Genomic DNA, 13,135 nt, shown 5'->3' with positions numbered 1-13,135 from the left:
ATAGTGCTTAATAATCAAATTCAAAGTTATTGACGTTGATTTTCATATTTGTTTTTTCATCTGTATACTTTTTTCTTATTTCAATAAGATTTAAAACATCGTATCCATGCTTAGCAAGGAATTTAAGCATTTTATCATTATTAGGGTGAACATAATTATATAGAGTTTCTTCTCCATAAGAATGTGCCAATTTTTCAGCTTGTTCAAACATAAGACTTGCAACTTCTTTTCTTCTGAAACTCTCAACTACATAAATAGATTCCACCCAAACATTTGGTTTATCAACTCTACATACTAAATATCCGACACATACGTTTTCATCTAAAGCTATGTATATAGGATAGTTTGAGTTAATATATTCCATAAACCCCTCTTTGGCTACTTCAAGGTTTTCATCACTGTCTATTTGTTTGAGCTTTTTTAACTCTACTCTAAATTTTGCAATTAAAGGTGCTACTAATTCTGTATCATTAATATTTGCTTCCGCTATTATCATAGAATTACTCCCTGATATAATAAAAGTCATAGCAAAAAAGCTATGCTAATTCTTTTGTATTGTTACATATTCCAATCATTTTAAATTTTCGTCAATGTCAAGTATTGTATATTCATCTAGGTACAGAAAAATTTTATCTTCAGTAATGTGCATTTTAATATAGATTCCTGTACTCTTGACATTTGTTTATGCTCATTTTGCTAAATACTCGCTTTTTAGTAACCGCATCATGATAAAATCACTAAATTCACCATCATAGAAATATCCTTGTTCTTGTATTCCTTCTTGTTTGAAGCCAACTTTTTTGTAAAAGGAAAGTGCGGAATGGTTAAAACCAACAACACCAATGGCAATTCTGTTGAAATTTAACTTAGTAAAAGCAAGATCAAACATCAAATTGATAGTTTCCGTACCATAGCCTTTTCCGTAATCTTCGGGGTTCGGAATTATGATAGTTAAGTCTGTTGTCGCCCATTTAGGAAACATACGCAACAAACCGGTTTCTCCAATTACTCTGCCTGTTTCCTTGTCTACAACAGTATACCAGTCTCCATCCGAACTTTGTTTGTGAAAAGAAGCAATAATTTCCTCTTTGGTAGTCTTTTGCGTAAAGCCGCATTTCTCCATTATATTTTTATTGTTATACCAACGAACAAAGAAATCTGCGTCACCATCTATCTGCTGGCGTAAAATAACTTTTTGACCAACTATTTGTTTATCCATATACCTATCTCCATCCTATTAAATTAATAATTTTTAATAAATTATACAACTATATTTAATAATAAACAACTTTTAACAAACTAAAATATGTTTATTAAAAATTGAAATATTAAATGTCCGTTTTTCTCAAAAAAATTTTTATTACCTAAATAAAAAAACCTAAATAGTTCTAATCTAATTTTTTATTATTTGTTTTTTCTTCAATTAAAATATCAATAAGTTTATCAATTTTTTTAAATAACCTTACAAAAAAAGGCACTACCACAATTATAAGTATCAATATTATTATAGGTATTATTACTACAAATATAAGATTTATAACAGTTATAAGATTGGTAACCATTTACAATCACCCCCAACAACATAATTATACCTTATTTTACCATTTAGTCAAGTGCTTATATAGTTTGCTTTATTACCTCAACTGCTTGATAATGATGAAGAATTTGAGCTAATACTTTCCAACAGGATATTCGTTGTTTCTAAGCCATCGTTCAAATATATGCTTTAATTGCATTTTACTTTCCTCTTCACAAAGTTGAATAAAATCTTCCTCTGAAATAGTACTGCAACCATTATCACACAAGTATTTTCTAACAATTCGAAAATAAGTGTCCTTACCTATTATTTCTTGTAATGCTCTCATTATAGCAATAGATTTTGCATGCAATACAGCAGTGTTATAGTCAATTCATGTATCTGCAATTCGTCTCATAAGCTCTTCTTTTTTAAAAGGAATGTCAGCCTTACCTAATTTTATAGCCTCATTTAGATAGTTATAATATTTTTCATATTGACCCATACTTTTGTTTGTTTTCAACATAAATTCATAATCTAACGATAACCCCAAACCCAACCATACCCAAGAAGGACTTTTATAGTCATAAGTATCTCCAAAGTATTGATGTGCTATTTCATGTGCAACAATACAGTTATCATAATCAAATGAGTTTTTTGTACGTTGCATGCCATGTAGATGCACCATTCCTGTAGCAATCGGACATCCGCCAACATAGTATTCTGCACCTGGGACAGCAGTAAATGAATTACAAGGATAAAATCCCAAAAGTTCATGGTAAAACATTGCAGCCTCAATTGCAGTATCAATTACCCCTTTAGCAAGCATCTCACTTCCTGGTGGATACAGGCAAACAAAATCAATATCTTGAGTTTTTTTCTCTATTACAAGAAATTTTTCAGAAGCTATAAAACCAAAATTTTGAATTGATTTTCCTACAAAGCGTTTACCAATTCTTTGACCTGTACCATATACAGACATACTTTCTGGAGCATGTATAAGAACATCATAATCACAACCTAAAATGGGTTCTACGGCAAGCCGTGGATACCAACTTTTCTCACCAGCAAATTCTTGGAAATAATCATTCCAATATACTGAACCAGGTAGCTTTGCATTATAGTTGAAAGAGATTGTAAAAAAATCACCTAATTTGATTGGCTCTTTTAGGTTTACTATTAATAAACCATCTCTCAATTCACATTCAGAATCATGGTTAACTTCTACGGTTAAAATATCAATATTAGTTTGTTCTGTTAGAATTACAACTTGAGATAATGCTGAATAGGAATCACATATACACGTAATGCTTTGCGTGGCATAATACATATTATTTATTTGCAACAAATCAATTGTAATATTATACTGAACCTGTTTAAAATTTGAATCTCTCATATGTACCTCATTTTTCATTATTTTTCTCTTATATACACTTTGTGGTGAACTATTTTTCATTTAGAACACATTATCAAATATATCAATCGTTTTTACAAATTCAGCAATTACTTTTCCTTTAATATTGCTTTCTATATTTGAAGATAAAGCAATTGCCAAAATACCACGCCAATACCAAAGGTGTATATATGATAATAGTTTATTTGTATCAAGTAAAAATTTTTTTTTGGCATAAGACTCGATAAATTCATCACAGATTATTTCAATTGGAATGTTTTTGCTTTTTTCTGAAATAGAAGCTAATGCGCCAGCAATATCAAAATAATAATCTCCCATACGTGCTTCACCAAAATCAATTATCTTTAAAACATCATCTTTATAAAGCATATTCCATATTCCCAAGTCACCATGAATAATCTGCTTATTACTACTCGATAAATCAGATAATTTACGCACTATATTTTCTACATCTTTATTAGAAAAAGCTACAATATTTTTAGTATACAACTCTTGCCAAATGTTCTTAGCATTTTCCCATTGATACTTAATTTCAAAACGGTCCGTATTTTCAAAAGCTATATGGCAAGTATCAAGTCCTTTTTGCACTAATGCTATAGATTCAGCCACTTTACTAATTATCTTAACATCTTCAATTGCTGGTTCATTTCCTTTAAAATATTCTTGCAAATTATAAAATTTTCCTTGAATACATACAGTAGCTTTATTGTCTAATGATTCTACTATTTTAGGAACACACTCAATTCCTATATTGAGTAAATGATTAACTATTCCAAATTCTGTATACCCTTGTTCTCTATTTTTAATTTTCCGTAAAATCCATTCACCTAATTCAGTCTCAATAAAATAAGTATCTGCTGTATTACCTTTTTCAATCTTATAATAAGAAATTAAATTTCCAATTGGATAATTACATATTATATCAGCAATCATACTATAATTCATATTTTTATTACCCGCCTTTTAATATAAAATCTTTATTATATAATAGTATCATTTTCTTATAATACTATCAATAGTTATTTATACCTTAATTTGCCACTAGTTTTATTCATAACATCTTTGACTATCCCGATATATATTCTTTAATATTGCTACATTCCAACATCGCAGTTTCGAGAACAAATCTGTAAGCAAAAAAATAAATAGTACAAATTTGACTCTTATCGCGTTTGACCTACCAACATTTTGTTTCACAAATTGGGTTAGGGCATAAAAAAAGCCACTTCCGTTATTTAATCTGAAAGTAGCTCAAAATGCGTTGCTTGTTTGCTTGTTGGACCTTTCGGTCAAATAATTTTTGATATTTAGTTATATAAATCTATTAAGTCAACATTATTTTTAATATGCCAATGATACTTGCCAAATTTAATTATACATTTTTTTCCATCAATCAAACTATAATAATTTTCTTTATAATTATCTACATTGTTATTACTTAAAAAAACATTAATAGAAATAATAGTCTCATTTCTCGTTTTGAATTTTATAGTACAATATAATTGATCTATACATTTCTCTATATTATTGATATGACTTGATGAAAAAAAATTATTCAACTTAAAATTATCTTTTATTTTATTTAAAACATCGCTTTCATTCATTGTTACAACTTTATTATTTTTTGAATAAAAAATTTCTACATTGTCACAATCATTTATGAGTTCTATTGTTTCAAGTGTTTTTTTAATATTGTAATTTATATATAATTTGTATGTAGAGATAAGTAAAATAATAATACATAATATTACAATTAAAAATTGTTTTCAGATATTATATCATTATCTACAGGCTGACCATCTGGTATGTCTGAGTTAGTGCATGATGCAAGAAATAGTGATGATAGTAATATTAAAAATAATAAATTTATTTTTTTAATCATATTCCTAATCCCTCTTTAACATATTAACATTTAAATATTTTTCTGTTACTATATTTGAGTCCTTTCCTATATACTCGCTTGCACTACGCCATTTATAATTTTCTATATCTTTTGTTATAGTGCATAGCGTACTTTATATTAATTTTTTTCATTAAAATTCCCAATTTATCTTCATCAATTTTAATAAACGTATGCATATAATTATCCATAACACAATAAGCAATTATAAAAATTCTAGCTCTTCTCTTATTTCTTATAAGATTTCTTAAATTTCATTTTTGTATATAGAATTCATAAATATTTTCTCTTTATTTTTTCCTCTTATCATTATGTGATATATTCCAGTAGAACTTTTTACCCGTGATTGTCTTGGCATATTTCACCTCAAATTTTTATTGTTTTATTATAGTATTACTGCACTACTGTTTTTATACTTTGTCAATCAACAAGAACCGTCCCTATATTTTACACTCTAAAGTCTGTTAGTGTTTTTAAGTATGCAGTTAATGGGCTGTAATCACCAATTGAACATAAACTCAAAGAGTTTATATATAAATCTTCTGTATCCCAAGATACTATTTGAACTGGCAAGTCATTCTCTAGCATCTGCTTAAGCATTAAGAACCTTCCTATACGACCATTACCATCTTGAAATGGATGTATTAATTCAAATCTATAATGGAATTCTGCTAAATCTTCTAAAGTAACTTTTTCTAGATTATAGTACCACTCTATTAATTCATCAAGTTTTGGTTCAACTTCATAAGGTTGTGCAACTTTTGCATCAATTTACAACCCCTTTATTGCTTTTATTTAATTTAATAAAGTTGACACCACAAATAATTTTTTGCTATAACAATATCTTTTATTTTATCATTAAAAAAGGAAGTTATTCCTGTTCATCATTAATTAAAAGACTCTCTATAATATGCTTGAGTTATTACATATGAAGGCTCATAATATGCACTACTATTATAATCATCTAAAAATTCGCATATTTTTGAGTTATATACTCTTATCATGCCTTGTACATAATCTTCACCTTTCTCTAAAGTACTTAAGATTAATCTTGTATAAACTTTTCCCATTTGTAATTCAGTTGGTATATTATCAACTAATTCTCTGTCTACATCTGTAATATCAAAAGTACCTTCTTGCAAAGTATATTCATCTATAAAGTCATCAACCACTTGCAATGGATTCTCGCAATGAAGCACCTGTGCAACACTAATCTTTCTAGATAACTCATTATATCCAAGTGTATTTACTACATAATAATTATGTTGTTTTAATCTTCTTGAAATTTTCTCTATTATATAACAAATAAAAAACAAGTCATTTTCAGTTATTTCTTCATCTTCAAAGAATACATTTCTCATATTTCATAACTCCTTTCAAATCGTATCGTATTTAACGCTTTATCATTACACAATACAATTTGATGTGTCGGATATTTAAACTTAACCAAAACCCAAAAAGCTTCCCTTGAAATAGTTTCACTTATAAAATCTTCAATATAATCCCATATTGTATCATCTGCCATTGGACCTTCTACAATGTCATAATTATGAGTAATACCTCTCCTGCAACTAACTACAAAGTCAAGCCACTCATCGCACATTTTATCAAATTTTAAAATTGATAAATTTTCATTTACCTCAAAGCTATATACATTAATTATATGTTTTGGTCTTTTTGTTAAAGCCCAGCGTTTTGCTTGTTTTTCTAAACTAGTGCAATAGAACCCAAATCCAAAATCTTTATAATAGCCCTTCACCTGTATTTCAGGATATTCAACAATCACATTACTTCCATGGTAAATAATATTATCCATTAAAATCAGTCCTCACATAATAATTTTATCTTTTATCGAAATTTCACATATTACTCATATTATATAGCATTTGTATTATTATAGCAATAAATTAACAAGTCGAAATATGTAATTATATATAAAACAATAAGTCTTGCATTTTAGGTTCTTCTAATATAAACCTTATATTAGGCTCAGGATTGACTAAAAACTTATCATTGTCTTTTAATATGCTTAGCTGTTAATTTGTTAATAGCATTAGCCTTTGGTCGTATAGCTCCTCTTAAAATATCAGAATGATATAGCTCACCATTCCAATAAAAAAAGCCACCTCCGTTGTCGGAAAGTAGCTCAAAATTTGTTACTTCTTTATGTGTTGGACTTTTAGGTCCGAATATTTTTTTGAATAGGGTCGTAATATACCTTCTTATATATGAAATAAAAAATTTACTTTAAAATAGCAACCAATATATTATTTATCTGAACACTCATCCTGTTCAATAATATCGTCTATATCAATTATCTCACTATCATCATTGATATTAAATACTATTTCTTTTAATTTAGCAAAGCCAATTTTCACTCCAATACCAAGCAATATTAGTGCTAATACACCTAGTGCATATAAAATATATTCTTTACTAAATATAATTCTAGCTTTTCTATCATTATTTACACATTTCTCAGCAATCTTATCTAATTTATGTATATATTTACGCAAAGACTTTTTTTCTTTATCACTTAGATTATCTTTATCTAATTGCCTTATATATAATTCTTTACTTTTATCTAAAAATTCAAAAAATCGTTTTGTAGTTCCTTCAGTAGATTGTGATAAATTTTTAATGATATTGCTATGATATAATAGTGATTCTCTAGCTATATAATTAAAATTAGATAATTCATTACTTATCTCTAAAAAGGTTTTCGTATCTAGACTTGTTAGATTTTTTGCTAATTGTAATACATGTTCTTTATTATTTTCATCAAAATTTTTTATATTTAGTTTTTTTCAATATAATTTTTGATATCACTTTTCACAATTACACCCTCCACCATATTTTATGATTTAATTATAAAGCTTATGGTTTTTTTTGTCAATTAAAGTATATTTATATATTCATTCATCTTATCCTGTAATACTACATAAGCATTTAAGAGTGCGGCAGTTCCATCTATTTTTCTTCTTTGGTTGTTAGTTTTGCATGGTTGGATGTTTACGTTTTTGTCTATTTCTAATGAGGTATTGGATAAACACCATTTATCTATTGGATTATTATTATAGATTATCTTTTTAGCTTCAAGGTCTGCTCCAAAGAGTTTCATCGGAGCTGATAGAGTTTTTTTACCTTGTATAATTGGAATCATCGCTTCTTTATCAAAGTGTCCTTGCATTTTTTCCTCCCAATAGGTTACACTCCATGAGTCATAGCCAATCCAAGGTATATATACTCCTATTCATTACTTATTTCTAAAAACCACTCTGTTACATACTTTGGGTGAACTTTGTTGCCTTCTGTTACTCTTAATAAGCCCATTTTATGCCATAAATCATAAGGCATTTTATGCCGTCATCTATTATCTTAGGAGGTGTTTCAGGCATTAAATATGCTCTTTGTTCTGGAATCTTGACACAATAAAATGAGGTTACTAAAATTCAAAGTAACCTCAGGATCAATTATATTATTTTTGTTTATATATATTTTGTGGTGAACTATTTTGCCTAGTTCACCACATCTTTCGCATATTCCGTGCTTATAAATAAAATAGGAGTTTCGACATTGTCTCCACTCCTTTGATTTATAAAAATCATTGTTCATATAGACAAATTTATTTATGAAAAAATAAATCTAAATCAACTATTTCAATTTTTTCATTTAAATGAATTGGAAAATTTCTTGCTTTTTTAATATTTATTTCTGGTAAAATAAATCTATATTCTTGTTCGTTACAAAAGAAAATATCTTTACATAATAAAGTTCTATAAATAAAATCTACATTCATTGTTAAAATTATCTTACCATATTTTTTAACAAGAGGCGTATCTTGAGTAACATATTTATAATAATCTAAATCATTAACAATCCCAAATTTTGAATCCATTATACCTTTTAAATGGAAATACTTAACTAAATTTGACTTACAAGCATAACCAATACTTGAATTAACATCATCTATAAATTGTTGTGGTTCTTTTATTATAGCAACAGCATCAGCTTTTGGAAAATGTGAAATTATTGTTTCTTTAATTTCTTCAGATAATTTTATTTCATATTTTCCATCATATGATTTATAGCAATCTTTTTCAAAACAAGCAAACAAACAATAAACTGGTAATAAATTTGCAGGATCATTATTAAGTTTAACTTTAACATCATTAATATTTATCACTTCTTTATTATCATTATTAGTAATTTGTAAATCTTGTGCTATTAGTATAGTACCACCCTCTAATAAATCACCTTGACCCTTTAATAATTTTTCTTTTTCAATGTTTTTAAAATTGTAAGCATTGGAAAAATAAAGTTTTCCTTCTTGCAAATCTTTTAGATACTTTTTTCCCCCAAATTTTAATAAAAATTTTACATTTTCCATAGACATTACACCTTTTAAAATATTTTTCTATATTATTTTACTATACATTCAATATTTTCTCAATACTTGTGCACACTATTTATACCTAAATTCCCCAATAGCCTTATCCATAACATCTTGGTCTATCCCAATATACCTTCTTGTTATATTAGGTGATGAATGATTAAATATCTCTTGCAGGATTGCAACATCCTTAGTTTGCTGATAGAAATGATACCCAAAAGTTTTTCTTAGTGTATGTGTCCCTATCTTTGAAATATTTAATGTGTCGGCTACCTTGTTTAAGATATCATATACTCTTTGTCTTGAAAGTGGCGAATTGTGAAATGCGAGGTCCTGTAGAAGTACCAAGCATAAATATTTAGCTAATTCTTTTAAATATCATCTTAAATTTTCCATTATTCTTATACATCGCTTACCGTTCTACTCCAATATTCTCTCTTTTAACAATTACTCTGCGTGATCTTATAAATATTTTTTTAATACGTCCAACTAATTTTTTTATTGGTACAAACAAGTTTTTCATTCACAAACATATAATAGTAATGTAACCGTGGAGGTGTTTGTATTGTTTGAACAATTTTTGCAATTTATTTTTCCTTTTACTATTTTGCTATTTGGATACATAACTAATGGAAGCTCTTTTCCTCAACCACTTGAGAAGGATGAAGAATTTGAGCTAATTGAAAAATCAAGATTGGGAGACTTAGAAGCACGAAATATACTGGTTGAAAGAAATTTACGTTTAGTTGCACATGTAGTTAAAAAATATAAATCTGTGAATATAGATCCTGAAGATTTAATTTCTATTGGTACGATTGGGCTAATCAAGGCGGTTACAACCTTTGATAATAACAAGGGAATTAGGCTCGCTACATATGCCGCTAAATGTATTGATAATGAAATATTAATGACATTACGTTCAGATAAAAAACTCAGAAATGAAATTTCACTTCATGAACCACTTGGAACAGATAAAGATGGAAACAGTATATACTTAATTGATATTATAAAGTATGAATGTGAAGAAGTTGTAGGCAAGATTGATAAGGAACAAAAGATAGGAATACTCAATAAAATATGGGATAAAACACTTCAGGATAGAGAAAGAATGATAATTGAATATAGATACGGAATAAACAATAATGATCATAAGACACAGAGAGAAATCGCAAAAATGTTAGGTATTTCACGCTCTTATGTATCTAGAATAGAAAAAAAAGCATTAAAAAAATTATATGACGGTTTAATGGCATATCAAACTAATCAAACTAACAAAAATATTAAAAATAGTAAACTTCAAAACTAACTTTATACTAAATAAAAGTCTGCTTGTATGCAGACTTTTATTAGTATAAAATATTTTGGACAAGTTATTTTATATTATTTATTACTATCCATGATAGCTTTAATCTTGGTTACCATCAAATCGATCGCAACTAAGTTATTTCCACCTTCAGTCACAATTATATCAGCATATTTTTTAGTTGGCTCTATAAATTGTTCATGTGCTGGTCTAACAGTGTTAATATATTGAGTTATAACTGAATCAACAGTACGAGCTCTCTCATTTACATCTCTAATAATTCTTCTAATTAATCTCAAATCTGCGTCTGTATCTACAAATATTTTTATATCTAATAAATCCCTTACTCTTTCATCATAAAATATAAGCAAACCTTCTACTATTATTATATCTTTTGGTTCTATAATTTTAGTTTCTTTTCTTCTATTGTGTATCTCATAATCATATATAGGTTTATCAATCGCTTGTCCCTTTTTCAAATTTTTAATATGCTTAATAAATAAATCTGTGTCAAAGGCTAAAGGATGATCATAATTACTTTTACATCTTTGCTCAAAAGATAAATGACTTTGGTCTTTATAGTATGAATCTTGTTCCAAAATTGCTATGCTTTTTTCAGGTACCTCAGCAAATATCTTATTAACTATTGTTGTTTTACCACAACCGCTTCCCCCAGTTATTCCAATAAGTAAAGGTGATTTCATATTATACTTCCTTCCTTTTCCTAATAATATAATATGGAGCTAGTTCTTGTTCAATTTTCATTTTTATTAATTCTTGTGGATGTGGAGCACAATCAATTTTCTCATCTTTTTTGTTTCTCATATCTTTAGCTATAATCTCAAAATGCCTTCCTATTGGTCCTGATACTTCTAATACATCGCCCTCGCAGAATTTATTTCTTTGCTCAACTATAGCAGTTTGTGTAGCCTTATCATATTCTCTAACTATTGCAACTACATCATAAGTTCTTATATAGCTACTTGATGTATAAAGCTGTCCATTTTTATATGGATTTCCTAAATAGAAACCATAAGTATAGTCTCTATAAGAAGCCTTTTCCAATTCTTCTTTCCAATATTGCAAATCCGCTTTTTCTCCATATTTAGAAACTTCTAACAAAGCATTTTTATAAGCCTTTACAGCATTTGCAGTATAATATTCACTTTTCATTCTACCTTCAATTTTAAGTGCAGTTATACCTAAATCTATAAACTTTTGCATGTATTCAATCATACACATATCTTTTGAATTAAAAATAAAAGTTCCTTCATCATTTTCTTCAATTGGATAATACTCATTAGGTCTTTTTTCTTCTACCAAATTATATTTCCAACGACATGGTTGAGCGCATTCTCCTTTGTTAGAGTATCTACCTGTCATAAAACTGCTCAATAAACATCTTCCAGAATATGAAATACACATTGCACCATGAACAAAAGCTTCAAATTCTAAGTCTTTTGGAGTATTCTTCATGATGTCTTCTATTTCAAGAAATGATAGCTCTCTTGCTAAAACAATTCTTTTTACACCCTGTTTATACCAAAAATTTGCTGCTGCTGAATTGGTAGTGTTTGCTTGTGTGCTTAAATGTATTTTCATATCAGGCGTTGTTTGTTTAATTATATCAATAACTCCTGCATCTGAGGCAATTACTGCATTTGCTCCTATTTTTTGCAAATATTTTATATATTCTTCAAATCCTTTTAAATCTTCATTGTGTGGAACTATATTTACAGTAATGTTTGCATTTACTCCATGTTTATGGCAATAATCAATGCCTTTTTCTAAATCATCCGAATCAAAATTTTTAGAACCTGCTCTTAAACCCATTGATTTCCCTGCAAAAAATACTTCGTCAGCTCCATATTGAACAGCCATTATTAATTTATCTAAATTACCTGCCGGTGCTAATATTTTTGGTAACATACAATTCTCCAATCTATTATCTAAACATTTTTTAAATTTATTAAAGCCACTCCATCCCCAATAGGAATTATTGAAGTTTCAAATCTTTTATCATGTGAAATATAATCTAAAAATTCCCTCATATTTCTTACAATTGTTCTTTTCCTTTTAACTACTAAATCATCATTAGCAATTAATCCTTTATACAACACATTGTCACATATTATAACCCCATTTGGATTTAATATTTTAATAATTTTATCTAAAAACTTATCATAGTGACTTTTAGCCGCATCAATAAATGCAATATCAAATTTTTCTGTAATGTAATCTAAAGCATTGATAGCATCATCATTTATAACTCTAATATTTTTTTGGCAACCAAATTTTTCGATATTTTCAATAGCTTCATTAAATACTTCTTCATTAATTTCTATTGAAAGTATATCTACATCCTTATTCAAAGAATTGCACATAAATATAGAAGAGAAACCTACATTGGTCCCAACTTCTAATATCTTTTTAGGTTTTAAAATATTAAGCATTACCTTAATAAATTGCCCTACTTCTTTTTGAATAATTGGTCTATGGTTCTCAACACAATTTTCTCTAAATTTTTCTAATGCATCACTTTCATTTTCTATTAAGCTTTGTATATATGTTTGTATATACTCCCTTGTTATTGTGTCCATTATTTAACC

The 13,135-nt window shown here is 27.7% G+C and carries 19 protein-coding genes and 2 pseudogenes; 1 reads left to right on the top strand and 20 read right to left on the bottom strand.

Translation table 11 applies throughout. The annotated features are described in order from the left end of the window. Window positions 1-7: 7 nt before the first annotated feature. The 17 genes and pseudogenes from JYG23_RS03075 to JYG23_RS03000 all read right to left on the bottom strand — a co-directional run bounded on the left by JYG23_RS03075 (window position 8) and on the right by JYG23_RS03000 (window position 9,571). Window positions 8-496 (bottom strand): GNAT family N-acetyltransferase, encoded by a 489-nt coding sequence (locus JYG23_RS03075; protein ID WP_207237003.1) that lies wholly within the window; start codon window positions 494-496, stop codon window positions 8-10. Window positions 497-688: 192 nt separating this feature from the next. Next, window positions 689-1,219 (bottom strand): GNAT family N-acetyltransferase, encoded by a 531-nt coding sequence (locus JYG23_RS03070; RefSeq protein WP_207237002.1) that lies wholly within the window; start codon window positions 1,217-1,219, stop codon window positions 689-691. A 169-nt stretch (window positions 1,220-1,388) separates the two neighbouring features. Then, entirely contained in the window at window positions 1,389-1,562 is a 174-nt protein-coding gene (locus JYG23_RS03065) for a hypothetical protein (protein ID WP_207237001.1), read from the bottom strand. 108 nt (window positions 1,563-1,670) lie between these two features. Then, window positions 1,671-1,865, bottom strand: a complete 195-nt coding sequence (locus JYG23_RS03060) for a hypothetical protein (protein ID WP_207236999.1) — start codon at window positions 1,863-1,865, stop codon at window positions 1,671-1,673. 45 nt (window positions 1,866-1,910) lie between these two features. Beyond that, entirely contained in the window at window positions 1,911-2,912 is a 1,002-nt protein-coding gene (locus tag JYG23_RS03055) for a hypothetical protein (RefSeq protein ID WP_207236998.1), read from the bottom strand. A gap of 60 nt (window positions 2,913-2,972) precedes the next feature. Then, on the bottom strand, window positions 2,973-3,875 hold the full coding sequence (locus JYG23_RS03050) for a phosphotransferase (RefSeq protein ID WP_207236996.1): 903 nt from the start codon (window positions 3,873-3,875) through the stop codon (window positions 2,973-2,975). A gap of 362 nt (window positions 3,876-4,237) precedes the next feature. Next, complete coding sequence (locus JYG23_RS03045) at window positions 4,238-4,534, bottom strand: hypothetical protein (RefSeq protein ID WP_207236994.1); 297 nt, start codon at window positions 4,532-4,534, stop codon at window positions 4,238-4,240. 149 nt (window positions 4,535-4,683) lie between these two features. Then, complete coding sequence (locus JYG23_RS15000; protein ID WP_256440292.1) at window positions 4,684-4,812, bottom strand: hypothetical protein; 129 nt, start codon at window positions 4,810-4,812, stop codon at window positions 4,684-4,686. Between the two features lie 92 nt (window positions 4,813-4,904). Next, on the bottom strand, window positions 4,905-5,021 hold the full coding sequence (locus tag JYG23_RS03040; protein WP_207237931.1) for a hypothetical protein: 117 nt from the start codon (window positions 5,019-5,021) through the stop codon (window positions 4,905-4,907). 256 nt (window positions 5,022-5,277) lie between these two features. Next, entirely contained in the window at window positions 5,278-5,430 is a 153-nt protein-coding gene (locus JYG23_RS14790) for a hypothetical protein (protein ID WP_242631621.1), read from the bottom strand. 51 nt (window positions 5,431-5,481) lie between these two features. Next, window positions 5,482-5,547: pseudogene (locus tag JYG23_RS15100) on the bottom strand (hypothetical protein); the annotation flags it as partial. Window positions 5,548-5,717: 170 nt separating this feature from the next. Further along, window positions 5,718-6,191, bottom strand: coding sequence for a hypothetical protein (locus tag JYG23_RS03030; protein WP_207236993.1), 474 nt, complete (start codon window positions 6,189-6,191; stop codon window positions 5,718-5,720). Next, window positions 6,188-6,646 carry a DUF3990 domain-containing protein gene (locus JYG23_RS03025; protein WP_207236991.1) on the bottom strand — a complete coding sequence of 153 codons (459 nt, stop codon included), beginning with the start codon at window positions 6,644-6,646 and terminating at the stop codon, window positions 6,188-6,190. The genes JYG23_RS03030 and JYG23_RS03025 overlap by 4 nt, the downstream gene beginning before the upstream one ends. A 451-nt stretch (window positions 6,647-7,097) precedes the next feature. Continuing rightward, the gene (locus JYG23_RS03020; RefSeq protein ID WP_207236990.1) at window positions 7,098-7,346 is read right to left on the bottom strand and encodes a hypothetical protein; all 249 of its coding nucleotides are present in this window, start codon (window positions 7,344-7,346) and stop codon (window positions 7,098-7,100) included. A gap of 380 nt (window positions 7,347-7,726) precedes the next feature. Beyond that, window positions 7,727-8,190 (bottom strand): annotated as a pseudogene (locus tag JYG23_RS03015) (terminase TerL endonuclease subunit); the annotation flags it as partial. A gap of 265 nt (window positions 8,191-8,455) precedes the next feature. Then, complete coding sequence (locus JYG23_RS03005) at window positions 8,456-9,220, bottom strand: hypothetical protein (protein ID WP_207236982.1); 765 nt, start codon at window positions 9,218-9,220, stop codon at window positions 8,456-8,458. Window positions 9,221-9,295: 75 nt separating this feature from the next. Next, window positions 9,296-9,571 carry a tyrosine-type recombinase/integrase gene (locus JYG23_RS03000; protein ID WP_207236981.1) on the bottom strand — a complete coding sequence of 92 codons (276 nt, stop codon included), beginning with the start codon at window positions 9,569-9,571 and terminating at the stop codon, window positions 9,296-9,298. A 217-nt stretch (window positions 9,572-9,788) separates the two neighbouring features. On the opposite strand from JYG23_RS03000, the gene sigK reads away from it, so the two are divergent. Further along, window positions 9,789-10,529, top strand: a complete 741-nt coding sequence (sigK, locus tag JYG23_RS02995) for an RNA polymerase sporulation sigma factor SigK (protein WP_207236979.1) — start codon at window positions 9,789-9,791, stop codon at window positions 10,527-10,529. 74 nt (window positions 10,530-10,603) lie between these two features. Here sigK and udk read toward each other — a convergent pair whose 3' ends face one another. Genes udk through JYG23_RS02980 form a run of 3 tightly spaced genes read right to left on the bottom strand, consistent with a single transcriptional unit; the run spans window position 10,604 to window position 13,126 of the window. Next, entirely contained in the window at window positions 10,604-11,230 is a 627-nt protein-coding gene (gene udk, locus JYG23_RS02990) for a uridine kinase (RefSeq protein ID WP_207236978.1), read from the bottom strand. A 1-nt stretch (window position 11,231) separates the two neighbouring features. Continuing rightward, a complete protein-coding gene (locus JYG23_RS02985) occupies window positions 11,232-12,455 on the bottom strand; it encodes a U32 family peptidase (RefSeq protein ID WP_207236976.1) in 1,224 nt (407 codons plus the stop codon). Window positions 12,456-12,475: 20 nt separating this feature from the next. Next, window positions 12,476-13,126: an O-methyltransferase gene (locus JYG23_RS02980; protein WP_207236975.1), complete on the bottom strand. Its 651-nt coding sequence runs from the start codon at window positions 13,124-13,126 to the stop codon at window positions 12,476-12,478. Window positions 13,127-13,135 lie beyond the last annotated feature (9 nt).

This window comes from Sedimentibacter sp. zth1 (genome assembly GCF_017352195.1).
Taxonomy (GTDB): Bacteria; Bacillota; Clostridia; order Tissierellales; family Sedimentibacteraceae; genus UBA1535.
Note: the sequence above shows the minus strand (reverse complement) of the source record. Positions and strands in the feature narration are given on the sequence as shown.